This window comes from Rhizocola hellebori (genome assembly GCF_016862955.1).
In the GTDB taxonomy this organism is placed as follows: domain Bacteria; phylum Actinomycetota; class Actinomycetes; order Mycobacteriales; family Micromonosporaceae; genus Rhizocola; species Rhizocola hellebori.
The window spans coordinates 1-25,018 of sequence record NZ_BONY01000122.1 but is presented as its reverse complement, the minus strand read 5'-3'; the positions used below and the strand labels follow the sequence as shown (position 1 = coordinate 25,018).

The window sequence follows — 25,018 nt, the reverse complement described above, 5'->3', positions numbered from 1 at the left end:
GGCAGGTGAGGCCCGGCTTCGGCCGGGCCTCACCTAATCCCGCACGAAAAACTCCGCATCGGTGACGTTGCCCTCTGGGGTCATCTCAAAGGTGAATGGTCCGTGGGTTTGATCGTGACCAACGGCGATGGCCATACCTACCGGGATCACCCCGTCGCAGGGCACGCTGATCCATGAACTCCCGGTGGTGGACTCATCCGTCACGGTTACCTTCAGCTTCCCCCCACCGGTGCAGCCGACGAACACCATGAAGTCCCAGAATTGGAAGGCCGACGGGAGGGTGACGGGCTGAAAAGACCGTGCCTCGGACAGTTTCCAGGCCATGAGGAGCCGGGCATAGCTCGGCAGCTCTTCGCGGAACTGCTGTTCGGTGGGGAGCTTTCCGTCCAGGCGAGACAGCCGGAATTCGCTTACGCAGCCCCCTCGATCGATCCCGCAATCGCTGCTCCTGCTTGGGCGGAAGCTGGGGAAGACGGCAATGACGCCCAAGGTCAGTCCAAGCCCCACCGCCACGACTGTCAGCACACCAACGGCCAGCCGCCACCCGGACAGCGGGGGTTTAGAAACGCTTTCAGGGTCGGCTACGGGTGGCTGCGACATGTGGGCAGCATAAGCGGCGCACTCATCTCGCGCTGTCCCAACAACAATGGGGCAGGGCAGTCGCATATAGACAGTCGGTGCGATCACGTAACAGTCTCAACCAAACCTCGGATCGTCAGGGTTGTTCCCACGGCAGTCAGCATGATGGCGGCGAACATCCACCAGTACCACAGCTCAGGCCGGAACTGGTGATCCCAGGAGTCAATCCAGCGGTACCTCGGCTCGCCCTTGTACTCACCAGCGAACAGGTCATTGACCGAACCGATCTCCTTGCCCTCCCTGACGCGGTCACGTGCCCGCTGCCTAAGCGCGTAACGGCCGATGACGATCGCACCAACCAGGAAGCAGAGCCCAATCGCCATCGAGCCCGCTGGGCTCAGCGCCTCGTTGGCTACGCGTGCCGGGAGCATGTCCAGCACGGTAGTGCCGTGCCACAAGTCAGCCCTTGCTGTGGAAGCTGTTTGACCTCGGGCGCGACAATGGTTCGGTGCATGACTTCAGGCCCCTGCCGGTGACTCGTGCGGCTTGCGCGGTGCCGGGCGCGATGCTGATTGTGCTGGCGCCTGTGATTGCGCTCACGGGTTGGGAGGGCGCGATTCTGGGCCTTGTGTCCGCATGCGGCGGAGTCGTGTTGGCGGTTCGCGGTTACCGTATGGGCGTGACCGTCCAGCCGGACGTGGTGATCGTGCGCGGTTTTCTCTGGAACCGGACCATCCCCCGGCGAAGCCTGGTGGAGATTGCCGACTATCCCGCGCTCATCTGGCGCGCCGAGTCGGGCCGAATGCGCTGGACTCCGTTGACCGCTTTCATGTCGGACGGCAGCACGCTGGGCCGCTACCGTTCACACAGCGAGACCTCGCTAGCTCGGCTAGCCCGTACCCTCAAAATTGGCTGAGGCAATTTCCCTGCCTGCCTCTCAATCATAGCGGCTGGGCAAGCGGTCCGAATCGCCCCAGATACCGATTTTGTGCCCCCGACCGGCACATATTCTCGACAAGCCCGCGGAGATGGGCGTGCCCAAACCGTCGCACGCACGAGGGAGCACTGTGTCCGAAGCAGAAAACCAGATCGCCATCGAACAACAGGTAGTCGACAAGGTCTACTCGCGCCTGGAGGTCATGCGTGAGCAGGCTAGGGAGCTGAAGGCGGAGGGGCATGGCCGTGCCATGTCGGGTCCGCGCACCGGCCTGGTCGAGCGCGATGCCATGGTGCTGACCGCCGCCGCCAAGCTGTCCGATTTGGACAGTCAGGAGGAAGGTATCGTCTTTGGCCGGCTGGATTTCGACGACGGCGACACCTATCGCATCGGCCGGCTCGGGGTGCGCGATGCGGATCGGGAGCCGCTGGTAGTGGACTGGCGTGCGCCGGCCGCAGCGCCGTTCTACCGCGCCACCCCCGGCGAGCCGCTCGGCGTGGATCGCCGGCGCGTCATCACCTGCGAGGGGCCCAAGGTGGTCTGGCTCGACGACGACGTGCTGACCAAGGCTGACGTCGAGGGGGTCGTCGGCGAAGGAGCCCTGCTCGCGTCGCTGACCAGGGAACGCGGCGAGCATATGCGCGACATCGTTTCCACGATCCAGCGTGAGCAGGACGAAGCCATCCGGGCGCCCGCTCACGGCGTCACGCTGATCACCGGTGGCCCCGGCACCGGCAAGACCCAGGTCGCCTTGCATCGTGCCGCGTACCTGCTCTACTCCGACCGGGGGAGGTTCGCCGACGGCCGTGTTCTGGTGGTCGGGCCATCGACCGTGTTCACCGAATACATCGGCCGGGTGCTGCCCGGGCTCGGTGAGGACAGCGTTCACCTGCGAGCGATTGGCGAGCTGTTCGAGGGCGTCGTGGCGACCCGCCGAGACTCGGCCGAGGTGGCCAAATCGAAGGGCGCCCTGAGGATGGTGAAGGTGCTGACCGACCTGGCCTGGGAAACCCCGCCCAAAGCGCCGGGCCGGCTCAGCACGCTGGAGGCCGGCGACCTGGCGAAGGCCCGGTTGGAGATCAGAAAACGTTGCGAGGCAAAGGGAATCAAGCCCAACGGCGCCCGAGCGGAGGCGGCCCAGGTGCTCTCCGAGCTTCTCGACGGAAGGGAGATCTCGGATGCCTTCCTCAACGCGTGGTGGCCGTCGCTGACCCCGCAGGACGTGCTGCCCGCGCAGAACGGCGAGTGGTCGGTGGACGACGTCCCCCTGCTAGATGAGCTCGCCGAGATCCTGGGCCGGCCCGAGAGGCAGGCGGCGAAGGTGCCCGAGTGGCAGGCCCGCGAGCTGAGAAGCGGGACGCGTCTGGCGGAAACCTTCGTGCTGAGCTGGAGCCTCAACGATGGCTGGCAGTTGTTCGCGCCCGGGCTTCCCGCGCCGATCGCGCAATCCGGGCAGGCCATCGACCACAACGGCTACTGGTCGGCGCAGCGCTGGGCGTCGGCGATCCTCCTGCGCGAGGGCCACAAGGTGACGAGCTGGATCGACGGCTTCGACCCCTACGGCGAGGAGGGTTTCGTGCCGGTCCTGGCCGAGCCGCTGCCCGTCGTCATCGACTCCGAGCCCGCCGATGATGTGTACCTGCACGTCATCCTCGACGAAGCGCAGGATCTCTCGCCGATGGAGTGCCGGATGATCGCCCGGCGCGCCGCCCATGCCTCGATGACCATCGTGGGCGATCTCGGCCAGGCCACCCATCCTCTGGCCGTGCAGTCGTGGGCGGAACTGGTACAGCGGCTGGGAAAGCGTCAGGTCAGGACGCTTGACCTGCCCACGGGTTACCGGGTGCCGCAGGTCATCGCCGACTTCGCCGAGCTGGCCCTGGCGCCGGGGATCGAGCCCACGCGCTCCTTCCGGCCCGGCGGCAAGCTGGAGATTCGCCAGGTGGACGACCTGGCCGCGGCGATCGCTCAGGAGACAGGCGCGATCATTGCCCCCGATCACCTGGCCGCGTCGCTGAACGCGATCCCGGTCAGCCAGATCAAGGGTTTGGAATACGACCGTGTGGTCCTCATCGAGCCGGCCGACATCGTCGCCGCCGAGCCCCGCGGCATGAACCGGCTCTACGTCGCCCTGACCCGGGCCGTCGCCGAGCTGGTCATCCTGCACACCAAGCCGCTGCCATTCACTCGCTAATTTTTGTGGTACGGCCACCGAAGTCAGGGATCAGGAGGATGCCGACGAGCAATCCGAGCAAGGCCTGAACGATCGGCGCGCCGGTGTACACCTCGGGCATGGCCTCGACGCGGCCATCCGGGTTGTACAGCGGTGGGCTGGTCAGGTAGGCCGTAGCGATGTATATCGCCCAGGTGACAAGCGGAGCCGCAGCGGCAAAGACCCGAAACCGGACCAGCCGCTGCGGGCTGGGGTCAAGCCAACGCGCCAGAAGGTCGACAGCCACCCCGGCGGCGACCATGCCGAGCATCAGCTCCCAGTTGTCGAAGTCGGTGACCGCAGCGGAAAGCGTTGCGGCGGCGGCATAGAGGACGGTTGCGACGCCGAACGGGAGCGTCCAGCGGCGGGCAAGGGTCAGGATGGGCAACAGCAGGACGAGGTTGGTCACCACCATGTCCGTCACGAGATCGGCCGTGAAACCTTGGTCCATAGTGGACAGCGCGACGACCACATCGCCACTGCCGTGGGTGAACGCGTTGGCGTACTGGAGGAACAGCAGAGTCACCGTGGCGGCCAGGGCGGTGGACGCGACAGAGGGCAGCAACCGGCCCAGACTTGGCGCGGCGGGCAGCGACCGGTCAGCCCAGGCGCTGCGCACCGGAGTGAGCAGGATCGTCACCATCGACGCGCCCAGGCCGAGATGGGTTGGGCTGAAAAGGATGTCGATGGTCTGTTCGATGCCGAAGGTGAGGTGCCACATCATGTCGCCGAACGCGCAAAGCGCGAACACGCCCACGGCCACGACCGCGGCGCCGTAGCCGGCAGGGATCTGGGCGTAGCGCTTTTCGAGCAGCGGGCCGCGCACGGTCCACCCGATCCAGGCGGCGGTGGCGAAGAACCCGGTGTAGAAGACGCCATGCCATGGCGTGAAGAAGCTCTCCAGCTCCGGCTTGTTGTTGTGGGCCCACGTGTCGAGCAGCAGCCCAACAGTCAGCCACGCGCCGAGCAGCGCGGTCACCAGGTTGGTGCGGTAACCCGCAGCGGGGCGGGCCACGGCGGTGCTGACCATCGACGAACTCCTACCGGGAAGAGGTGGACCAGGCTGTGGCGTCGGCGCCGGTGGCCGGAAGCCGGCGCAGGGTGCGGGCGGACAGTAGCACCAGCACAATCGCGGTTGCCCCGACCACGACAGCCTCGGCTATGCCGAGCGGGACAGTGGCCGGATGCCATCCGGAGGAACCGAACCGGGAATAGTCCGACAGCGACACCAGTCTCAGGCCAAGGACGACGAACGCGAGGATGGCCAGGGCCGGTGTCCAGGCCACGATCCGGAGCTGGCGGCGAGTGGCGATGACCGAGATATGCACCGCGGCCGCGGTCACAAGCATGACGCACTCCAGACCAGCCCAGTCGAGCGGCGGAAACGGTGTGGTGGGCTGAAACAGCACGAGCGAGTAGGCGGCGATCACCGCCGTGCCCAACACGAACGCCAATAGCCAGCTTCGGTATTGGACCGGCGCCGCGCCTCGGGTGAAGGTCGTCAGCGCCAGCACGAGCACCGCATCGATGAGAAGGCCGTAGCACAACTCGCCTGTCAGCAGCTGCTGAGCGAAGGCGACAGTGGCTGCTGTGGACAGGATCGCGGCTAGCACCGCCGCCAGCGCAAGCCATCGAGCCATCGCTCGGCGGCCCAGCACCAGTGCGAGAAAGGCCGGCAGCCAAAGCAGACCCGCGAGCGCGGCCAACATGAACAGCCGATGCCACGCGGCTGGGTAGCCAGGCGGCTCAGGCAGCGGCGCCGGTGCCGGGATCAACGGGATCATGCCCGCCCGCCACAGAGTAAGCACCAGAACTACCGTGCTGGCTGCCGCGTTGACGAGCAACCCGGCGAGCGCGGCTAGCCGGATGGCCTCGGCCCAGGTCGCATAACGCGGCGGAGCGCCCGAACTTGCGAACCGCAACCGGATCGCCAGAGCCACAATGCTGGCGACTTCGTCCCAGCCCGGCCGGCCGTAGTCGGCGAGGTATTCAGCTTGCTCGCGATCGTCGGTCTCGACAGTGGCCAGGAAGGTGGAGACCATGTCCTCTTCCCAGACTTCCCGGTACGACGCGGGCAGCAGCCGCAGCACCCGCCGGTAGCGCTCTTCCAGCCGAGTCATGATGCCCACCCCTGGCTCGCCGGTCGCCAGGCCTGCAGCCGTTCCGTGGCGGCGCGGGCGTTGGCGGCCTGCCGTTCCGTCTCGTCGGTCAAGGACCGGTGGCCCGACTCGGTCAACCGGTAATACCGGCGCAGGCGACCCTGCTGGACCTCATCCCGGTCGCGCTCGACCAGGCCGTCGCCGACCAGGCGGTCTAGGACGCCGTACAAAGTGCCGATCTTGAGTCGAACCCGGCCATCGGAAAGCGTGGCCACCTCGCCCACGATCCCGTAGCCATGACGCGGCTCATCGACCAGCGCAGTGAGGATGAAGAATGCGGGCTCCGTCATTACCCGATCGCTCATCGGCCCAATATATCGGTCCACAAGATATCCTGCCAATGCCGATTAGGATGCCCGGCTCTATTCAGCTCCTATTTGGACCTCACTCAGTGGGCTGACGTGTGATTACCCGCCTTGAATCGACGTGTGACACTACTTCGCATAGTTACTCATGCGACCTTGCCGGGAGATCTTGGTGGCTCGTCGGAAAGCGGGGCGACGGCAGCTGTCGCCGGTGACCTATGTCGCGGTTGGTACAGCCTTGGCGCTCATGCTCAACCTCGCCACCGACACGATCGACGTGTCGTGGCGATACTGGCCCTGGGTGGTGTGGCCGGCGGTTGCCGTGTTGTGCGGGTTGGCGGCGGCCATCGAGATCACCCGGCACACCGACGGTTCCGACATGGAGGATCTGCTCGCCGAGGCGGCACGTAACCTGTCCCGGCGGCTGCTGGTCGCCTATCGGGATCAGGAATGGCGGCACGGGGTGAGCCGATCGCTGCCGTTGACGGTGCGCTATAGCTCCACCGGCCGTCCGGCTGCCGCGCGCTCGGTGGTGATCGGTGGCGAGGGCGATTGGCAGCAGTTCCCGATGCGTGGCGATGTCGACGAAATCGTTCAGGCATTCCGTGCGCTGCCACACGGGCAGCTGGTGATTCTGGGAGAGCCGGGCGCGGGAAAGAGCGTGCTGGCCCTGCTGCTGTCCCGGCAGCTGCTCACCGAGCCGCTGCTGGGCGAGCCGATTCCCGTGCTGCTGCCCATTTCCTCGTGGAACCCCGAGTCGGAATCGGTGGCGGCGTTCATCAGCGGCCGCCTCGCCGACGATCACAGGCTGGTCGGCGGCAGGAGGGGTAACCGTCGACTGTCCGCAACCCTGGCCGAGGCGTTCCGGATGGACGGCGCCGCGAAGCCGCGCGCTTGGTTGTTGCCGGTCTTGGACGGGCTCGACGAACTGCCGCCCCAGCGACGGCAGAAGGCCGTGGCCGAGCTGGATGAATTCGCGGCCTCAGGACATCCGCTCGTGCTGACCTGCCGAAGCCGCGAATACAGCATGATCGTGGACGCCACCCGCCGGGTACTGCCGCGGGCGGCCGTGGTCGAGATCCAGCCGGTGCTCGTCGAGGATGCCATCGACTTCCTGTCCCATCCCGACCCAGACCGCCCATTGTGGGAGCCCGTATTCGCCCGCCTGCGCGCTGATTCAACCGGCGTTCTGGCCACGACACTGACGACGCCGCTGCTAGTCGCTATGGCCCGGGTGGCCTACAGCCGCCCCGGCAGCGATCCCGGTGAACTGGCCGGCCTGGCCACCCGGCGAGCCATCACCGACCTGCTGATCGATCGCTACCTCGCGGCCGCCTACGACAGCGACGACCCTCAGTTGGTAGCGGCCAACACCGAGCAGCTGCGCTCCTACCCACCCGAGCAGGCCGCCCGCTGGCTGGGTTGCCTGGCCTACCGCCTGTACCTACTCGGAACCCGCGATCTTTTGCAGCCAAGATTTCCCTTGGGGCTGCTCAGTTCTCGCCCTTCGCTGACAACCGGCGTCTGGGCCACCTCGGCTGTGGTGCTGATTAGCCTGTTAGCCGGCCTCGGCGCCTGGCTGACCCCAGGCCCACCGTCGCTATTCGGTGCCATCGTCGGCGCGGCGCTGTCCGTTGGTGCTGCCGCCACCGGCATCTTCCGCAACCTATGGAGGGTTCCTTGGCCGAGCCTGCTTCCGGGTTTGATAGCGCACCTAGCCTTCGGCGCAATCTACGGTGTGGCAATTGGGCTGCTGATAGACGACCTCCTGTTCGGAGTCGTATCCGGCACGATCGTGGGCGGGGTCGTTGGTGGCATGAATATCTTGCATCAGCTCCGCGTGGGCAACATGGGCAGAATCCGCCAGATCCGCGCGGCGACCGCTGCGCTCCAATATGGGCTGACAGCCGCGATCGTCGGTGCCGGATTGGCAGCATGGCAACCGCCCGAACGGTTGTGGCCCTGGGTGGTGACGATGGTGTTCGCCGTAGGCGCGGGCCTGAGCGCGGGGTGGTGGGATCAAATCGCCTTCCGCCTGGCCCGCCTGCAACTCATCCTCAGCGGCTGGCTCCCATGGCGGCTCAACAGGTTTCTCGACGATGCCCATCAACGCGGCGTGCTTCGCCAAAACGGAACCGTTCGCCAATTCCGTCACGCGTTGATCCAGGACCGAATCACCGCCACGACCCAGCTGCAGGATCTCCGGATCCGAGCGGACGCTGGAGACTTTGACGCCGCTCGGCGGCTGGCGACATTGCTGCGCTCTCGGGGTCTCGCAGCCGAGCTGCGCGAGCGAGCAAACCGAGGGCATGCCTTCGCCGCGGTTCAGCTATCAGCGCTGCTACGCGAGGGCGGCGACCCTGACGGGGCGGTCGCTGTTCTTCGCGCGCACGCTGACCGCGACCACCAATCCGCGGAGCAGCTGGCCAGCCTGCTTCGCGAGCTGGGTGATGTGGAACAGCTGAGGCAAAGGGTGGGTGTTGGTGACCTGGCGGCAGGTCTGCAGCTGGCCGGATTGCTGCGTCAGCGGGGTGATTTGGCTGAAGCAGTCGCTGTGCTTCGGCCGTTCGCGGAAACCGATTGGACAGCGGCAGAGCGGCTAGCGGCGCTACTTCTGGAGCAGGACGATGTGGAAGGTGCGATTGTCGTTCTGCGGAGACACGCCGACTATGAGTGGGAGGCCACCAGGACATTGGCCAATGTCCTGGAGCATCGCGGCGACTTGGCGGGGGCGATTGATGCGGTCCGCCTTTTCGCTGATAGGCCGCATTGGCAGGCCCCGGAGCTACTGGCAAGACTTCTCCAGCAGCAGGGCGACGTAGAGCAGCTGCGTCAGCGGGCAGACGGCGGTGACATCAAGGCCGCTGAACAACTGGCTGTGCTGCTGTTGGAGCGGGGACACGTGGATCAGCTGCGGCACCGGGCCGATCAAGGTGACAACATGGCGGCCAAGCGGCTGGCGAGTTGGCTTTGGGAGCGCGGTGACGTGGAGCAGCTGCGCCAATGGGCAGACGGCGAGACGCTGAATCGCCAAAACAAACGCAAACGCCGCGGCAGACCAGACGAAGAGAGTGAGGCGGCGAGGCGTTTGACGCTGCTGCTATGGGAACGCGGCGATGTAGGAGAGTTGCGAGAGCGAGCCGATTGTGGCAGCTGGCTGGCCGGTTACCATCTGGCGGCGATCCTTCGGCAGCGGGGAGATCTGGACGAAGCGATAGCTGTGGTGCGCCGCCACGTGAATCCGCGAAATCCTTCCAGAGCCTTGGTTCTTGCCGAGTTGCTCGGCCAACGGGGTGATCACTCAGAGGCAATTTCGGTTCTTCGCGATGCGTTGCGACGTGGCGTCTTCGGCGCGGGCCAGAGGTTGGCCCGGTTTTTGCGAGAGCGCGGTGACTTGGACGGTGCGATCGCCGTGCTGCGAAAGGTTCCCACTGCAGAGGACCCGATAAGAAACCAGTTGCTGGAATACCTGCGGGAGCGAGGCGATATCGAGGAATTGCAGGAGCGCGCGGCCCAGGGTCGAGAGGAGGCAGCAAGGCACGTGGCACAGCTGCTGGTGGCGCGGGGCGACCTCGATGAGGCGATTGCCTACTTACGCCCACGGGCCGACAGTCCTCATTCCTACCTGGCGTCTGCTGAACTGGCACGGCTTCTGCGCATGCGAGGCGATGCTGAGGAGCTGCGCCAAAGGGCCGACCGAGGCAACAGTCGAGCCGCTACGGAGTTGGCCGGCCTGTTGGAGGACCGAGGGGACATAGCTGGGTTGCGTGAGCGGGTTCGCCAGCGTGACATCGATGCGGCAGAGGCTCTCGCGACGTTGTTGAATAAACGTGGCGAGCCAACGGAAGCAATTTCGGCTTTGGCGCCGCTAGCGGAGTCCGGTGTTTGGCGCGCTAGCGCCCAATTGGCTGAGCTGCTACGGCGGCAAGGTGACACAGAGCAGCTGCGGCGGAGAGTCGACAGCGACGATGGTCATGCGGTTAGGCAGTTGGCCATGTTGCTGCGAGAACATAGAGATGCCGACGGGCTGCGCCAATTGGCAGAAGCGGGGCATACGGCGGCTAAGTTGCAGCTGGCTTTGCTGCTGCAGGACCAAGGGGACTCGGATGGGGCGACAGCCATCCTGAGCCCACTCGCAAAGCAAAGCTCCCAGGAAGCCTTGGTGAATTTGGTTCCGTTGATCAGGCAGCGCGAAGGTGTGGACAAGGTGATCGCTTCCCTGCGGCCATATTCCGAGGGAAGCAATGTGCTCCGAGAGATGTATGAAGCGGCGGTCAAGGAGCGGTGGGAAGCGGTGATAAAGCCCCGGCTTCCTGGGGAGGAAGCCGGGGACCCGTGCATTCGCTAGCCTTGTAGTGCGTCCCCCGGACCCATCATGTTCGGGGGCCGCCCTGTCGGTTTTAGACGGCCGCCAGGCGGCATGCCACGTCGGCGGTCAATGGCGGGACACTGAGCAGGCCGAGTTGGGTGACGCATACGGTGTAGGAGATGTCGCCCAGGGTGCAGGCGAGGGAGAATTCCACGCCGCCAAAGCCTTGGGCGGCGAGGTACGCGGAGCAGTCGCCCGGTGTGGCCTGGGCGGGGCTGGCTGCGATGAGGGATGCTCCGGCCATCGCAAGGGTGGCTGCGCTGACGACTGCGAGGCGCTTGGCGAGCTTTTGGCGATTGCGCATCGTGATTCCTCCATTACTAGGAGTGTGCGGATACCAATCAACCTATCGACAAAGCCAAAGCAACAACAGTCTTCGATCGCCACTAAATCATGAATGAAGCCTATGTTGGTTAGGTCGATTATCGGGTCATCAACATTCATCCATGAACTTGCCCATGTGGGCTGGAAAGAATTCGAGTGCGATGGCGTGTTCGGTGAAGGCTCGCCGGAATGAAGCGACGATGACGGTTGACCGGGCAAACTCCACGCCGCACGCTTCGACATCACCGCAAACCATGGCGGCGCAAGAGGTTGCGCGGCCATCGATGGCGATGGTACGGCTCAGGGTCAGCGGCTCCTCAGCGCGGAGCAGCTCTGGCGGCAGGCGCCGAGGGCCGGTGATGGGAAGGAGCATGTCGATGAGCGAGAGCCGAACGTGGTCGCCGATTTCGAAGGCGTCGCCATCGTTGATGCGGCGGTTCATGACACGAATTTCCAGCCCGGAGTCGGTGACATAGTGGAAGCCGACTTCCGCGGGCCGCAGCGGAGTCAAATCCCCATTGGGAATGTGTGGAGTGTCTGCGCTGAACCCGGTCCCCTGGCAGACGGCGGCCGGCGCACTCAACGTTGCGTAGGGCTCGCCGAACCATGCGTAGATCGATGACGGATCGCTGTCCCGTGGCCTCGACCCTTCCGGGCTCGGAATGGGTGGTCGGTCGGCTCTGAACATGTCCACAGCGTAAGGCCGAAGCCTAGCGGTAGCTCCAATAATCCTGGGTTTCCTGAGGGATGGGCGTCCATTCCTCTTCCGCTTCGTCGTCGTCGCTGTGCCAGCGTTCGGCGCTGAAGGTGGACATGATGAGCAGGGCGCCGGCGAACGCCAGCACGCCGTTGGTCAACGGCAGTGCCAGATTGATGGGGTAGCCCTTGACCTGCCAGGTGGTGGTGAAGACGCTCAATGCTCCAGCCTGGTCCAGGTACAGGTAAACCGAAGCACCTATGAAGACTAGGCCAGCGAGGAGCGCGCCCATGGGTGAGGTACGAAGGGTGGCGATGAGCCCGGCCCCGAGGCCGATGCCGACGAGAAGGATGAGGCCCATGGTCAGGTCACTTGGGGCGCCTTCGGCTGAAAGTCCACTTTGGAACGCACCCTGACCAGCAGCAACGAGAACCCAAATCAGCGGAGCAAGGACGGCTCCGGCGACGAGACTCATGACGTGGCGCATGTCGATGCACCCTACCCGCACTCCACCGTTCGGCTCAATCGAACGTCAGGAGTGCGGGTAGGTAAGGGGCTATTTGGCCATCGGGATCACGATTAGGCGTGCCATGGGCGTATCGCCGCTCTTAGGACCGGCCAGGGCGATTTCGGCGCCGACCTTGACCTGTGAGGGCTGGACGGTGGCGCGCTTCTCGACCACCCGCAGGTTCTCGTGGAACTTCCAGGTCTGGGTGAAGCCGTCGGTGGACTTGACGGTCACCGAGTCGCCGGTGATCGCCGTGACCTGGCCGCGCTGAACCAGGACGGTGACCGTGCCCTCCTTGGTTTGCACGACGGCCTCGCCGTGCAGAACGTTGCGGTGCAGGGCGACCTTGGCGGCGTGCCGCTTACGCCAGGCGTCGAGGCGCTTGTTTGCGCCATCGCCCTTGCCCCTCTCCGAAGGCGTCCCTTTTTCCGACGGCGACGAGACCGCAATGGGGTCGAGGCTTGGTTCCGCGGCGACGATGTCCTCGGGCTGCACACCCATCGCGGCCAGGGCCTCGGCTTCGGCGGTGGCGAAGATGGCGGACGCCTCGGCCGGGCCGCACGCGGTGGCGCCGAGCAGGGCGAAGGAACCGATAAGCAGGCTCAGGGCAAACTTTCTCATGCCCAAATGGTGGGCCAGATCGGCTAATCGCAGGTCAGTTGCGTGTATGAGGAAGGTAAACCGTGAACCGTGCGCCACCCTCGGGCGCGTGACCAGCTTCGATCATGCCGCCGAGCCGTTTGGCCAACCCGGAGGCGAGCGCCAGGCCCAGCCCGCTTCCAACCTTTCTTTCTCCTTGGTACCGGCGATAAAGCGCCCCCTTCTCGAAGGCGACCTTGAGATCGTCGTCGGTCAGACCCGGCCCGCCGTCGCGAACCTCGACCACCGCCCGATTCGGCCCGGCTCCGACGGCGAGCACAATCGGCCGGCCCGGCGGGACCACCCGGAGCGCGTTCTCGACGAGCCCGTCCACGATCTGGCGCAGCCGAACCGGATCCGTGCGCACGATGACAGGCGCGGGCGGCTGTTCGAGGCGAAGCCGCACGCCGTGCTGGGCGCAGCGCGGCGCGAAGGCCACCTCGGCCGAGCGGATCACCTCGTTGAGGTCCACATTGGATATCTCGATGGCGAAGTCGGCCGCCTCCAGGCGCGCCAGCGACAGCAGGTCGGCGACGAGCCGGTCGAGGCGTTCGGCTTCCACGAGGACGGTGCGCCCGACCGCTGGGGCGGCGTTGACGTCCACCACCCCGTCGGACAAGGCTTCCGCGTACCCCCGAATGGTGGTTAAAGGTGTTCGAAGCTCATGCGAAATTGACAGCAGGAACTCACGCTGGCGCCCTTCGCTGTTGGTGAGCGCCTCAGCGAGCTCGTTGATGGCCAGGGCGAGCCGGCCGACCTCCACCGGCGGCTCGACGGCCAGGCGCACCCCGCGGTCGCCGGAGCTGAGCCGAGACGCCGCGATGGCGGCATTGCGGATCGGCCGGGCCAACCATCGTCCTAATAGGACACCGGCTAGCACGCCGGCGGCGAGCCCGGCGAACAGCGGAAGCCACAGGCTGCTGATGACCCTCATCCCGACGCCGGTGCCGACCGAGCGCACCAGAACGATGCCCTCCCCCTCGCCGGTCGGCCTGCCTTCGATCATGGAAATCTTGCCGTTGACGGGTGCCGCTCGTACGCTCACCGCCTTGCCCGAGCTGAGCTGCTGGATCAGCGGTGGCGGCAGACCGGCCGGGTCGGACTTCCCCTCGGTCACCACGAAGGCGTCGATGCCCTGCTTGCGAAGCTGCTCGATGATGGGCAGCGCGTCGGGCGTGCGCTTGGCCGCGGCGGGACGAACCCGCAGCACGGCCGCGACCGCGGCCGCCTGGGTGGCCAGCGAATCCCGGGCCGACCTCTCAGCCGCCTGCGCGGCAAGCGGAACCGCGATCAGGGCGGTGACGAAGACCGAGATGAGCGCGACGACGCATCCGGTCACCACGGCGCGCGCCGTGACGCTGGAACCCTTGACCTGCGGCTTGGGCGCGTTCAGGGATCGGATCGGGACCGTGAGGTCGGAACGGTCAGGCATCGGCGGTGTATCCGACGCCACGGACAGTTCGGATGATCGAGGCTGCCTCGCCGAGCTTGCCCCGGACCTGGGCCACGTGGACATCGACGGTTCTCGTGCCACCGTGGGCGGCATACCCCCACACCGCGCTCAGAAGCTCGTCACGGGTGTAGACGCGGCCGGGGCGGCTCATCAGATGCATGAGGAGGTCGAACTCGGTACTCGTCAAATGAACCGGATCCCCGTGGACGCTGACGCTGCGGGTCGCCGGATCGAGCCGGACCCCACCGACGATCTTGGCTCGGTCGGGCTCCGGGCTTCCAGCCGAGCGCCGCAACACCGCCCGAACCCTGGCCACCAGCTCACGCGGGCTGAACGGTTTCGTGAGATAGTCATCGGCGCCCAGCTCAAGGCCGATAATGCGGTCGACCTCGTCATCGCGCGCGGTAAGAAAGATGATCGGGGTCCAGACGTCCTCGGCCCGCAACCGGCGGCAGATCTCGGTGCCCTCCATGCCGGGCAACGCGATATCGAGGATGCAAGCCGCGGGTCGCAGCCGTTTGGCGGCGGCGAGCCCGGCTATGCCATCGGACTCGAGCTCGACGCCGAAGCCGTCGCGCTGCAGGTACATGCGAACAAGCTCGGCGATCGGACGCTCATCCTCAACTACGAGGATCAGACCCTTTTCCACCGGCCCATGATGTCTGAGCCGTGTAAGAGTCAGGTAAGCAGGATGTCAGACCCGCACCAGGTGGTCGGCGAACCCCACGTAGGGAGCTGGTTCGCCGGCGCGCGGCGCGACGAGCCGCGGCCGGAAGATGTGGCTGAAAAGCGCATCCAGATGCCACACCTGCTTCGGGTGCCGAGCCGTGATCCAGAAGCGCTCGCGGATGCCGTCGACCGCGGTCGCGGCAAGCTCGATGGCGGCCAGGCGCGGGTCCGGGTGCCAGGTGACGTTCGCGAGATGGCGAAGCTCGGTGTTCAAGTGCAGACGCAGGCGCTTGAGCACCCGTGTCTCCTGCGTGACCACGAGCCGCCGGTAGGTGAGCAGCAACAGGAAGTCGCTGCCCAGAGGCCGGTCGGGCCGCTGCGCCCGCGTGACCAGAACGGTCGCGTCATCGGGCTCTACGCAGCGGCGGAAGATTGGCATATGTCGGCTGACCGTCGGCATCGGAATGCCGGCTTCGGTGGTCGCCGGGAGGAACGTACGCGAGAACACGTCCATACCAATGCAACGATGACGCACCTAGGGCGTCACGTGATCTCACTCACGTGTGTTTCTCAATCAAGCACTTCTCAAACAGCAGCCGGAGCAGATTTTTGGCTGGGGGAGCGTGAACGCGAGGCAGCAGGTCTTGCGCCGCACCGCCGGTTCACTGCCCGGCCCCGGGGTCACCTCGACGAGATCATCGAGGTCGAGCGCCTGGAGCAAGGTGTCCACGGTCGGCGCGGCCGGCTCGGGAAGCACGTTCCTGGCGCGAACGACGGCGTAGGCGATGCCGGAGGCGACCGAACCGAGCAGGGTTCGCCGGCCGACCTTCACCTCGGCTCGGATGCGCTCGGAGAGCGGGTCGAGGTGCCGGTCGAGCAGGCCGACCCGCAAGGTCTTGAGCAGGACGTCCTCATCGGCCGCGACCGAGATCCCGGGCAGGCCGCTCTGGGCCAGCGGATCGTCGGGCAGCACCACCATGGCCGGGCTGGCCAGACCGATCTGGATCAGAGGCGACCGGTTGCTGAACCGGACCAGAACGTTATCGGCTTCGATGTGCGGAATACGCCTGGCCACCGCCCAGCTCAACACCGCGGGCAGGGCGAGCCAGTAGGTGTACGACTTCCACGCGAGGGTGGCGGCGGCGTGAGGAGCCGCGCCCCAGCGGCGGCGCGCCACTTCGAACAGATCGGGAAGACGCGAGCCATTGAGAAGATCGTTCGCGTGCAACCAACCCGATTGATCGACCACGTTAAGGGGATCTGCGAGGCCCTGCGTCGATCCAAGAGCACTCAGCGTGACCGCTAGGGGGCGCAGCGCATCGGGGGTGTTGGTAAATGCTGTCGTGCTCACCGTCCGATGCCACCTCCTCCTCTAGCGATCGACACACTGTACCCAATTAAGGCTAGCCTAACCAGACCAGCTGGGAAGGAAACTACGGACCGTCACCCATCGAGCCTGTCAAGCCATTCGTCAGGAAAACTGCAGTTCCCAGCAGTTGATCCCTTGTCAACGAAGAATGAATACATGACTGTTTCCCCGGTGGAGAGGGCGGCCGAAGCCTTCGCCAATGAGCTGGCCCGATGGCGGGTTGATCGGGGAATGACCAAGAAGCAGCTGGCCGCTCGGATGGGCTTCGATCCGTCCTACATCAGTCACATCGAGGGGCGTCGACACCGGCCGACGGAGGACTTCGCCCGCCGCGCCGAGGCCGTGCTGAGCGCCAGCGGGGCGATCTGGCGGCGATTCCAGGAGTACGACGAGGCGCGTCAAGCCCGCGGACCGGTCACCCTTCTGACTCGCGAACCCGTCATTCCGACCCAGTGGTTACCGCCTGGAGCCGGGCTCGTGGTCGAGCTGGAAGAGGCACAGCTCACATTTCATGACGGAGAGTACGAGTTGGTGGTGCGCCGGGCGCTCTACAACGCCGGCGGCGACCCGGTGACCCGCTACCTGATGCGGGTGGCCGTCGACCGGTACCCCGGCCAGCCGCAGCGCTCCAACGCGCACCATCGCCAGTACCCATTGATCACCGACGAGTTGGGGCTGACCGCCCACTGCGGCTCTCCGGGCGCGATAGAACCCATGCGGTGGCAGGCGAAGGTCGACCGCGACGCGTTCAAGGAAATCTGGCTGCTTTTCGAAAACGACCAGGGACGGTTCCCCCTGTACCCGGGCGAGCGCACCACTGTCGAATACAGCTATCACGTCCACGAGGAGCAGTGGGGCCACTGGTTCGAGCGGGCGGTGCGCCTGCCGACCCGGCGTCTGGTGGTGCAGATGCGTTTCCCGGTCGAGCGCGACCCCCAGGTATGGGGCGTCGAGACGTCGATGGCCGCGGAGGAGGCGCCGCTTCGCACGCCGATCGTGCGGGAGCGCGACGGCGAGCTGGAAATCTTCACGTGGCGCACCGAAGATCCGACCTTGAACGCGCGATTCCAGCTGCAGTGGCGGTTCCGGACACCGGTCAGTGGTCGTTGAAGGCGTCGTAGCGGATCCGTCCATGCGGAACCTGCATCTGGGCCAACGCGCGCAACGATGTCTTGACCATGGCCGGTGACCCGGAGACGAAGAAGTCGTGATCGCGCCAAGGGCCGTAGCGCGCCGCAGCCTCGGCCACGGTGCCCTCCTCGCCGCCCCAGCCGCGGTCGTGGCTGCAGACCGGCACGATGGACAGCCAAGGGTAGGCCTCGGCCAGCGTCTGCAGGTAGGGCAGATCGTAGAGGTCCTGCCGATCGCGGGCGCCGAAGAACAGATGCACCCAGCGCGTCCGGTTGAAGCTGGTCAACTCGTCCAGCAGCGCTTTGATCGGGGAGAGACCTGTTCCGCCGGCGAGAAAGACGATGTCGCGGGTGGACCGCCGGTCGAGGACCATCGAGCCCATCGGCGCCGCCAGCCTCAGCATGTCGCCCTTGGTGACGCGTCGCACCAGCGCGCCGGAAAGCCAGCCCACGCCCACGGCTCGCACGTGAAAGTCCATGGTGCCGTTGGCTCTTGGGGCGTTAGCCACCGAGTAGGTCCGCCAGACGCGGGGGTGGTGCGCGGGGGACTCCATCGAGATGTATTGGCCCGCCCTGTACTCCAGCTGCTGAATGGGCCTGACCGTGAGCACGGCGATGTCGCGGGAGCGGCGCTCATGCGACATCACCTCGGCGTGCCACCACGCCGGGTTGCAGTCGGACTCCGCTCCGGCAAGCATCTTGCGCGCGATCACGTCATAGGCGTCGCGCCACGCCTGGTCGTACTCGTAGGTCCACTGGTCGCGCGCGAAGGTGCGCAGCGAGTCGAGCAGTGCCTTCCCCACGACCTCGTAGTGCTCCGGAACCACCTGAAACTTGCGATGGTCCCGGCCCAGGCCGCGCAGGTATTCGTCGAAGCGCTCCGGGTCGTCAACGGCCTGAATGGCGGTGACGATCGCGCCCAGCAGCCGAGATCGCTGAACGTCCATGGTCATCGGGAACATGTCGCGGACGGCCGGATTCCTCAAGAAGATTCGGGCGTAGAAATAGCCTGCCAGCCTGTCCTGCTGTTCCTCGACCAAGGTCCAGCTTTCTTTCAACAGGCGCTGAAGGTCGCTCACAATTTAGGATTTTCTTCATCATGCACGTTTCTTAGCCGGACAGACTGTGCGACCGTACCTACTCGTGGCGGAACTTAAGGTTAGGCAAAGAAACGAGACTCTCCTGGTCCTCGGCGTCTCGCTGGGAGCATCGGGCATCTACGCGGTGGTAAGGATCATCGATCGCCTCACCCGTACCGTGCCGCTGAACCAGCAGACGGCCCAGCTGAACCCCTCGCTCAACGCGCGGCCGTGGCTCGACCTGACCTACCAGCTGCTCGGCATCTTCTTCGCGCTCGTCCCGGTCTTTCTCGCTATCCATCTGCTGAATCGGGACCCCGGCGACGGCCGCGGGTTGCTCGGTCTCAATCGGGACAGGTGGCGCTTCGATCTCGGGATGGGGGCGCTTCTCGCGGCCGTCATCGGGATCCCCGGCCTTGGCCTCTACGTGGTGGGCAACAAGCTGGGCTTCAACGTCGACATCGTCGCGACCGGGCTGCCCGAGGTGTGGTGGGGGGTACCGGTGCTGATCCTGGCCGCGATTCAAAACGCGGTGCTGGAGGAGGTGGTGGTTGTCGGCTATCTCGTCACCCGGCTGCGCCAGCTCGGCTGGAGCGTCCCGGCGATCGTTGCCGCCAGCGCCATCCTGCGCGGCTCTTACCATCTCTACCAAGGGTTTGGCGGCTTCATCGGCAACGCCGTGATGGGAGTGCTTTTCGCCCTGGTGTTTCTACGGTGGAAGCGGACGGCCCCGCTCATCGTCGCGCATTCGATTCTCGACATCGTGGCCTTCGTCGGGTACGCGCTGCTGGCCGACCGTCTGGATTGGATTTGACGACACACGCGGCAGCGTGATCTTCGACACGCTCGATAGCGCAGCCGGTCGGCGTTGAGTGCCTACCGCTTTGCTCTATGTCATGGCCGCACGGTATCCTCGTGCGGCGGATGGTCATGTCAAATGCCGTCCTTGGAGGCTTCGCCTAGTTCGGTCTATGGCGCCGCACTGCTAATGCGGTTGGGGTCTAAAGCCCCTCCCGGGTTCGAATCCCGGAGCCTCCGCGCAAGACCCGTTGTGTATGCTGGTCGAGCACACGCGCCCGTAGCTCAATGGATAGAGCATCTGACTACGGATCAGAAGGTTAGGGGTTCGAGTCCCTTCGGGCGCGCAAAGCAAGACGCCCTCGCCTGACCGGCGGGGGCGTCTTGATGTGTACATGCTGAACACCCTCTTGGCGCCGGGGTTAGAACGCCGAGAGGGTGCGGTGGTGCCAGCGTCAGGGCTTTGCTTTGGGGTCTTTAACGAAAACCCCATCGCCCTGACGGCCTTCGACCAGCTGCTCGGCCTTGAGGACCAGCATGGCGCCGCGCACGGATCCATAGCTGACCTTAAATTCGTCCCGCAGCTGGCTGATCGAGGGTAGTTTGTCTCCGGGTTTCAGTTCCCCGGACTTGATCTGGTCACGGATGGCGTTCGCCAACCGTTCGTACTTAGCAGTCATACGGTCATCTCCCATGGCTCGCCCCAGTAGTAGATCACCGCCACCCGTTCGAATCAACTCCCATGTTCAGCCACTAGACATAGTTAACTAACTCGTCTAACGTAACCGATGGTCCTGCCCGACACCCCGTGGCTCGCACCCCGTGGGAGCGCTGGTGATTCCGCCCGCAACGTGGGGCAGGACCGCCATTGGTGTGCCGGGTGCTGCTATCGGTGCGTGGTCGGCACGCCGGGTGTGGTGACCGAGCCCTCCGCGAACGCCGGTCACCACACCCGCTTCCGGAAGATCTCGTTACGAAACCGTTATTGACGGTCGATGATTTACGGATAGTCACCGTGCGCGGGGGCGGAAGCGCTTCTATTGGGTCTATTTGGGCACGATCCACTACGCAACGTGCTGACTCTGCCGTTGGCGTGCCAGGTTCTGTTACCGGCCAGTAGCTAAGGCCTTGTGGTGCGCGTCATAAGCCGGAAACATCGGGGCCAACTTGCCGCCGCGCATCGCGCTGGCGGTCCAATCGCGAGGAGGTCCGTGTGAAGGACTCGCAAGGCAAAGTGGTACTGGGCCGTACCAGATGGAAACGTTTTGCCGCCGTCGTGGTGCCCGCCACGGTGGCGATGACCGCGCTCATGGGCGGCGTCGCAAGCGGTGCCATCCCAGTGCTCATGACGGTCTCGGGTCAGACCGCCATGCTCTCGGCCGACACCCTTGATGCCAGGGGCTTCAGCCAGTACCCGGGTGTGGTCGTCAAGAAGGACGGGACCGTTATCCCGGTCGCGGCCTCGCAAATCAAGTACGCCGAAATCTTCGACCTGTGTCAATCGGTCAGGATCCCGGGCACCGACATCACACTGTTCATCCGGGGCGGGCGCGAAGAAAACAAGCCCGTAATCGCCAAGGATCTGCTGATCGGCATGGATCACCTGTCCGGCGACGCGGTCTTCTACAACATCGATATCGGCAAGGACTCGTCCACGCTGACCAAGGGCGGGCTGCCGCCGGTCGGCCTGGAGGGACAGTTCGGCCAGGAAGCAGATCGGGCGGTCATCACCGGTCTGCAGCAGCGGTTCTACAGCACCCACGCCGGGGAATTCCACCTCACCGGCATGAGCTTGAACCTGAAATTTGACGGCTCCGAATGCTTCAGCACCATCAGGCCGTGAACCCACCAGCGTTCCGGGTGCCGATCGCGCACCCGGAAACGCCAACACCTTGGAGGCTTCAGTGACCGTGTGGGAACGATTCCGCCAATGGCGGCAGAGCCGGCCCTTCTGGGGTGGCCTGCTCGCCGTGCTGGCCGGACTCGAGATCATCGGCTCGATGAACCTCGAGTTGGGTGAGGGCACCATCTCGATCGGTCAGGAGGGCTTCCCGGCCTACCTGATCGCCTTCACCCTCATCATCTGTGGACCGCTGGCCTGGTTCATGCCCGCACAGCGCCATTTCTACGGGCTGATCGCCACTTTCGTAGCGATCTACTCACTGATCGGCGTCAACCTGGGCGGTTTCATCGTGGGCATGCTGCTCGGGATCATCGGAGGCGGCCTCATCTTCGCCTGGAACCCGATAACTGTTGCCACGGAACAGGCCGACGCCTCGCCGCAAGCGGAGACCGAGGATTCCTCGCCGCGTCATGCCGCGATGGTGATCATCGCGCTGGCCCTCAGCCTCTCGGTCATGGGCACGCCCGGCCGGGCCCAGGCCGCCCCGTGCGGCCAGCCCGCCGCGGCGCCAAGCCCGTCTCCGACACCGAGCCAAGGGCCGATCGGCGAACTCATCGGCGACATCGTCGACTTCTTCGGGCGGCTCCTCGGGGGAGGCCGGACGCCAACTCCGACACCTTCGCCCACTCCGGCGCCGACGCCCTCGCCGTGCCCGACGCCCTCTGCGTCTGTTTCACCATCACCTGGTACCACGGAAAAGCCAACACCCTCAACGCCCACGGCTCCCAGCTCGCCGGGCAAACCCGGCGCGGGCAGCCCGCCGGCCACCCCGGCGGAACCGGCCAAGATCATGGCGGAGGGAACGTTCGTCGCACGCCGTCCCGGCCGGATGACCGGAAGCAGAGTCACCATGACCAACCTCAACTTCGAGGGTGTGGTCGAGTTGCCCGTCAAGGGCGCGGCCAATGTCCGGGTGCTCAAATTCTCGATGGCCCAGTCGGACACGAACGACTTCAAACTTCGAGTCTTCGGCGACAAAGGCTGGGACACCGAGCTGCGCAGTAGCAAGCTGACCGTCAACGGCGGCACAGTCTTCTTCTACACCAGCCGATTCCGGGCCAACCTTTTCGGCCTGATCCCGGTCGACTACACCCCCGACAATCTGCCGCCACCGATTCCGCTGCCGTTGGTCTTCTTCACCGACCCGGACATCCAGCTGGTGCTGGTGGACTCGCCGGAGTTGCACGCGCCTGCGTTGCGTATCAACCAGGTGCGGGCATCCTAAGTGGAGGCCCCGTTCGCCGGGGCCTCCACTTCACGCGATTGCCGTATCCAGCGCGATCTCCACCATTTGCGAGAAGGTCTGCTCGCGCTCCTGCGCGGTGGTGGCCTCGCCGCGCTTGATGTGGTCGCTGACGGTGAGAATCGTCAGCGCCTTCGCCTTGTAACGGGCCGCGATCGTATAGAGTGCCGCCGATTCCATTTCCACCGCGAGCACGCCATAGTCGGCCAGCGTGTCGTAAAGATCGGGCCGGTCGGTGTAGAAGGCGTCCGCCGCGAGGATCGGCCCCACCACCATGTTCACGCCGCGCCGCTCAGCCACCTCGACGGCCGTGCGCAGCAGACCGAAGTCGGCCACCGGGGCGTAATCAATCAGCCCGTCGAAGCGCATCCTGTTCATGTTCGAGTCCGTGCTGGAACCGATCGCGGCCACCACATCCCGCAAGTTCAGCTCATCGGACAGCGCCCCGCATGACCCAACCCGAATCAGCGTCTTCACGCCGTACTCGTTGATCAGCTCGTGCGCGTAGATCGACGCTGAGGGCATCCCCATCCCCGACCCCTGTACGGACACCGGCTTTCCCTGATACGTGCCGGTGAAGCCGAACATGTTGCGCACCGTCGAATAGCACTTGGCATCCTCGAGGTAGTTCTCAGCGATCCACTTAGCCCGCAACGGATCGCCGGGCATCAACACCCGCTCCGCGATCTCGCCAGGCTTAGCGCCGATGTGCGTACTCATACGCTGATCTTTCCACACCGGCCATCGGTCTCTCTTTCAGGCGGCAAGCGCTCACCTGCGAAATGACTCGATGATGACTTGACGGTGAGCGCAGCCCCATAGCGTTCCGGTGCCAACTGCCGATCTGGCTTGGCACCACGACGCAACGCAGAGGAGAACCCCATGCGTCAGGTCCTCAAGAAACTGGCAGCGGTCACGGCGGTCATCATGAGTGCCACCCTGATCGCCGCCGCCCCGGCGGCCGCCGCACCGACCGACACCATGTCGTGCACCAACGGCCCCTACTTATGGCACACCACCGCCTTCAACGTCTGCATCCGGATCGGTAACTACAACTCCGGTGACTGGCAGGTGCACGTCGGCCTGGACATCACGCCGGAGGGATACGCGCGCGACGCGATCCTCAACTGCCCGGCCAATTTCTCGGCCGAGCTATGGGGTGCGGACACCGACCGCACACCCGGACTCCAATGGAGCCTGCCTTCCGGCGACGACGACTACCGCACGTTCGTTCCCGTGTCACCGGGCTGGCCGGCCGTTGGGCCCGGCGGGCTGGGCGTCGAGTTCGACAAGACGGTGGACTGGCGTGTCCTGAACGAAGACGACGGCACCGACGAGATCTACGTCCTGATCAAATTCAACGATTGCAGCAGTGACTTCAACCCGATCATGATCCGGACGGACAACATCGTTCACAACTTCTAACTTTTTGAACAGCCACGCCGGTGACCCAGCTCGGGTCACCGGCGTTTCGCTGGTTCAACACCGGGCTCGGGCTGGTTGATCTCGGCCCACAGGGCGTCCAGGGAGAGGCCGAGCACGTCGGCGATAGCCGCGATGGTCGGGAAAGCAGGGGTCGCCACGCGGCCCGTCTCGATCTTTCGCAGGGTCTCCGGCGAGACCCGTGCGTCGAGCGCGGTTTCGAGCATCGAGCGCTCTCTCCTGGCACGACGCAACAGGGCACCGAGGCGCTGTCCGCGCTCGACCTCTGCGGGTGTGAGCGGCAACCTGACCATGGTCCCGATTCTAATACCGGCATAATATGGCCGGGATAGTTATTGGTACGCGAGGAAGGCGCGGCATGATCGAGATCCTGGCCCCCACCGAGCTGCCCCGGGCGAAGGAGGTTGGTGCCCTGGTCGCCGAGATTCTGCAGACCCTCAAGAGCCGCAGCGCAGTAGGCACCAACCTGCAAGACATCAACCGGTGGGCCGAGGCCATGATCTTCGAGGCCGGGGCGCAATCCTGCTATGTCGACTACGCGCCCTCCTTCGGGCGCGGGCCATTCGGCCACTACATCTGCACGTCCGTCAACGACGCCGTGCTCCACGGGAAGCCCTATGACTACACCCTGGCCGACGGCGACCTGCTCTCCCTCGACCTCGCCGTCTCCAAAGGCGGCGTAGTTGCAGACTCCGCCATCAGCTTCATCGTCGGCGACTCAAAGCCGCCGGAGAGCGTCGCGATGATCAGCGCCACCGAACGCGCGCTGCAAGCCGGGATCGCCGCCGCCCGGCCGGGTGCTCGCATCGGCGACATCTCCCACGCCATCGGCTCGACCCTCCACGAAGCCGGGTACTCGATCAACACCAAGTTCGGTGGGCACGGCATCGGATCGACGATGCACCAGGACCCGCACATCCCGAACACCGGCCGGCCCGGCCGCGGATACACCCTGCGCCCCGGCCTGCTGCTCGCCTTGGAACCCTGGGTCATGGCCGACACCGCCGACCTCATCACCGATGCCGACGGATGGACACTGCGAAGCGCGACGGGCTGCCGTACAGCCCACAGCGAACATACGATCGCCATCACCAACGACGGAGCCGAAATCCTCACCCTGCCGGCGCGCCAGTAAATACGAAACGCCGGTGAACCCGACTCGGGTTACCGGCGTTTTCGCAGGTCATTGGCGGTGGCGGCGG

The 25,018-nt window shown here is 65.3% G+C and carries 25 protein-coding genes, 2 tRNA genes and 1 pseudogene; 11 read left to right on the top strand and 17 right to left on the bottom strand.

The genetic code is table 11. From position 1 onward, the window contains the following. Positions 1 to 33: 33 nt before the first annotated feature. Together Rhe02_RS46175 and Rhe02_RS46170 are read right to left on the bottom strand one after the other, a co-directional pair. Positions 34 to 600 carry a hypothetical protein gene (locus Rhe02_RS46175; protein WP_203914920.1) on the bottom strand — a complete coding sequence of 189 codons (567 nt, stop codon included), beginning with the start codon at positions 598 to 600 and terminating at the stop codon, positions 34 to 36. A gap of 83 nt (positions 601 to 683) precedes the next feature. Further along, positions 684 to 1,010: a hypothetical protein gene (locus Rhe02_RS46170; RefSeq protein ID WP_203914919.1), complete on the bottom strand. Its 327-nt coding sequence runs from the start codon at positions 1,008 to 1,010 to the stop codon at positions 684 to 686. A 35-nt stretch (positions 1,011 to 1,045) separates the two neighbouring features. Here Rhe02_RS46170 and Rhe02_RS46165 point away from each other — a divergent pair, with 35 nt between their 5' ends. Then, entirely contained in the window at positions 1,046 to 1,495 is a 450-nt protein-coding gene (locus tag Rhe02_RS46165) for a hypothetical protein (protein ID WP_203914918.1), read from the top strand. A 151-nt stretch (positions 1,496 to 1,646) separates the two neighbouring features. Continuing rightward, positions 1,647 to 3,710, top strand: a complete 2,064-nt coding sequence (locus tag Rhe02_RS46160; RefSeq protein WP_239124495.1) for a HelD family protein — start codon at positions 1,647 to 1,649, stop codon at positions 3,708 to 3,710. On the opposite strand, the gene Rhe02_RS46155 is transcribed toward Rhe02_RS46160, so the two are convergent. The 3 genes from Rhe02_RS46155 to Rhe02_RS46145 are packed head-to-tail and all read right to left on the bottom strand — an operon-like array spanning position 3,700 to position 6,192. Then, positions 3,700 to 4,758, bottom strand: coding sequence for a hypothetical protein (locus Rhe02_RS46155; RefSeq protein ID WP_203914916.1), 1,059 nt, complete (start codon positions 4,756 to 4,758; stop codon positions 3,700 to 3,702). The genes Rhe02_RS46160 and Rhe02_RS46155 overlap by 11 nt on opposite strands. A gap of 10 nt (positions 4,759 to 4,768) precedes the next feature. Then, a complete protein-coding gene (locus Rhe02_RS46150) occupies positions 4,769 to 5,848 on the bottom strand; it encodes a hypothetical protein (RefSeq protein ID WP_203914915.1) in 1,080 nt (359 codons plus the stop codon). Beyond that, positions 5,845 to 6,192 (bottom strand): PadR family transcriptional regulator, encoded by a 348-nt coding sequence (locus Rhe02_RS46145; RefSeq protein WP_239124494.1) that lies wholly within the window; start codon positions 6,190 to 6,192, stop codon positions 5,845 to 5,847. The genes Rhe02_RS46150 and Rhe02_RS46145 overlap by 4 nt, the downstream gene beginning before the upstream one ends. Before the next feature lie 172 nt (positions 6,193 to 6,364). Here Rhe02_RS46145 and Rhe02_RS46140 point away from each other — a divergent pair, with 172 nt between their 5' ends. Then, positions 6,365 to 10,540, top strand: coding sequence for a hypothetical protein (locus tag Rhe02_RS46140; protein WP_203914914.1), 4,176 nt, complete (start codon positions 6,365 to 6,367; stop codon positions 10,538 to 10,540). Positions 10,541 to 10,592: 52 nt separating this feature from the next. Here the strand turns inward: Rhe02_RS46140 and Rhe02_RS46135 are convergent, their stop codons facing one another. The 8 genes from Rhe02_RS46135 to Rhe02_RS46100 form a co-directional block, all read right to left on the bottom strand. Further along, positions 10,593 to 10,865 (bottom strand): hypothetical protein, encoded by a 273-nt coding sequence (locus Rhe02_RS46135; protein WP_203914913.1) that lies wholly within the window; start codon positions 10,863 to 10,865, stop codon positions 10,593 to 10,595. Positions 10,866 to 10,994: 129 nt separating this feature from the next. After that, complete coding sequence (locus tag Rhe02_RS46130) at positions 10,995 to 11,327, bottom strand: hypothetical protein (protein WP_203914912.1); 333 nt, start codon at positions 11,325 to 11,327, stop codon at positions 10,995 to 10,997. Between the two features lie 268 nt (positions 11,328 to 11,595). Beyond that, on the bottom strand, positions 11,596 to 12,069 hold the full coding sequence (locus Rhe02_RS46125) for a hypothetical protein (protein WP_203914911.1): 474 nt from the start codon (positions 12,067 to 12,069) through the stop codon (positions 11,596 to 11,598). 69 nt (positions 12,070 to 12,138) lie between these two features. Further along, positions 12,139 to 12,711: a hypothetical protein gene (locus tag Rhe02_RS46120; RefSeq protein ID WP_203914910.1), complete on the bottom strand. Its 573-nt coding sequence runs from the start codon at positions 12,709 to 12,711 to the stop codon at positions 12,139 to 12,141. A gap of 34 nt (positions 12,712 to 12,745) precedes the next feature. Then, positions 12,746 to 14,161: a sensor histidine kinase gene (locus Rhe02_RS46115; protein ID WP_203914909.1), complete on the bottom strand. Its 1,416-nt coding sequence runs from the start codon at positions 14,159 to 14,161 to the stop codon at positions 12,746 to 12,748. Next, entirely contained in the window at positions 14,154 to 14,831 is a 678-nt protein-coding gene (locus Rhe02_RS46110; protein ID WP_239124493.1) for a response regulator transcription factor, read from the bottom strand. Before Rhe02_RS46110 ends, Rhe02_RS46115 begins: the two co-directional genes overlap by 8 nt. Positions 14,832 to 14,876: 45 nt before the next feature. Further along, positions 14,877 to 15,365: a hypothetical protein gene (locus tag Rhe02_RS46105; protein WP_203914908.1), complete on the bottom strand. Its 489-nt coding sequence runs from the start codon at positions 15,363 to 15,365 to the stop codon at positions 14,877 to 14,879. A gap of 60 nt (positions 15,366 to 15,425) precedes the next feature. Continuing rightward, complete coding sequence (locus Rhe02_RS46100; RefSeq protein ID WP_203914907.1) at positions 15,426 to 16,202, bottom strand: IucA/IucC family C-terminal-domain containing protein; 777 nt, start codon at positions 16,200 to 16,202, stop codon at positions 15,426 to 15,428. A gap of 174 nt (positions 16,203 to 16,376) precedes the next feature. Between Rhe02_RS46100 and Rhe02_RS46095 the strand changes: the two are divergent. Then, a pseudogene (locus tag Rhe02_RS46095) lies at positions 16,377 to 17,324 on the top strand (helix-turn-helix domain-containing protein); the annotation flags it as partial. Here Rhe02_RS46095 and Rhe02_RS46090 read toward each other — a convergent pair. After that, entirely contained in the window at positions 17,317 to 18,429 is a 1,113-nt protein-coding gene (locus Rhe02_RS46090; RefSeq protein WP_203914905.1) for a globin domain-containing protein, read from the bottom strand. The pseudogene Rhe02_RS46095 and the gene Rhe02_RS46090 sit on opposite strands and share 8 nt — an antisense overlap. Positions 18,430 to 18,493: 64 nt before the next feature. On the opposite strand from Rhe02_RS46090, the gene Rhe02_RS46085 reads away from it, so the two are divergent. The 3 genes from Rhe02_RS46085 (at position 18,494) to Rhe02_RS46075 (ending at position 19,574) form a co-directional block, all read left to right on the top strand. Continuing rightward, entirely contained in the window at positions 18,494 to 19,243 is a 750-nt protein-coding gene (locus Rhe02_RS46085) for a CPBP family intramembrane glutamic endopeptidase (RefSeq protein ID WP_239124492.1), read from the top strand. A 134-nt stretch (positions 19,244 to 19,377) separates the two neighbouring features. Continuing rightward, positions 19,378 to 19,467 (top strand) — tRNA-Ser (locus Rhe02_RS46080). Positions 19,468 to 19,501: 34 nt separating this feature from the next. Then, positions 19,502 to 19,574 (top strand) — tRNA-Arg (locus Rhe02_RS46075). Positions 19,575 to 19,682: 108 nt separating this feature from the next. On the opposite strand, the gene Rhe02_RS46070 is transcribed toward Rhe02_RS46075, so the two are convergent. After that, on the bottom strand, positions 19,683 to 19,907 hold the full coding sequence (locus tag Rhe02_RS46070; protein ID WP_203914903.1) for a winged helix-turn-helix domain-containing protein: 225 nt from the start codon (positions 19,905 to 19,907) through the stop codon (positions 19,683 to 19,685). A gap of 533 nt (positions 19,908 to 20,440) precedes the next feature. Here Rhe02_RS46070 and Rhe02_RS46065 point away from each other — a divergent pair. Both Rhe02_RS46065 and Rhe02_RS50705 read left to right on the top strand, forming a co-directional pair. After that, on the top strand, positions 20,441 to 21,070 hold the full coding sequence (locus Rhe02_RS46065; RefSeq protein ID WP_203914902.1) for a DUF6230 family protein: 630 nt from the start codon (positions 20,441 to 20,443) through the stop codon (positions 21,068 to 21,070). Positions 21,071 to 21,131: 61 nt separating this feature from the next. Then, on the top strand, positions 21,132 to 22,355 hold the full coding sequence (locus tag Rhe02_RS50705) for a DUF6114 domain-containing protein (protein ID WP_275412694.1): 1,224 nt from the start codon (positions 21,132 to 21,134) through the stop codon (positions 22,353 to 22,355). A gap of 30 nt (positions 22,356 to 22,385) precedes the next feature. Here the strand turns inward: Rhe02_RS50705 and deoD are convergent, their stop codons facing one another. Further along, a complete protein-coding gene (deoD, locus tag Rhe02_RS46055) occupies positions 22,386 to 23,093 on the bottom strand; it encodes a purine-nucleoside phosphorylase (protein WP_203914921.1) in 708 nt (235 codons plus the stop codon). A 162-nt stretch (positions 23,094 to 23,255) separates the two neighbouring features. On the opposite strand from deoD, the gene Rhe02_RS46050 reads away from it, so the two are divergent. Further along, the gene (locus Rhe02_RS46050) at positions 23,256 to 23,798 is read left to right on the top strand and encodes a hypothetical protein (protein WP_203914901.1); all 543 of its coding nucleotides are present in this window, start codon (positions 23,256 to 23,258) and stop codon (positions 23,796 to 23,798) included. A gap of 35 nt (positions 23,799 to 23,833) precedes the next feature. Here the strand turns inward: Rhe02_RS46050 and Rhe02_RS46045 are convergent, their stop codons facing one another. Continuing rightward, the gene (locus Rhe02_RS46045; protein WP_203914900.1) at positions 23,834 to 24,109 is read right to left on the bottom strand and encodes a helix-turn-helix domain-containing protein; all 276 of its coding nucleotides are present in this window, start codon (positions 24,107 to 24,109) and stop codon (positions 23,834 to 23,836) included. Positions 24,110 to 24,174: 65 nt separating this feature from the next. Here Rhe02_RS46045 and map point away from each other — a divergent pair, with 65 nt between their 5' ends. Then, the gene (gene map / locus Rhe02_RS46040; protein WP_203914899.1) at positions 24,175 to 24,951 is read left to right on the top strand and encodes a type I methionyl aminopeptidase; all 777 of its coding nucleotides are present in this window, start codon (positions 24,175 to 24,177) and stop codon (positions 24,949 to 24,951) included. The last annotated feature ends 67 nt before the right edge of the window (positions 24,952 to 25,018 follow it).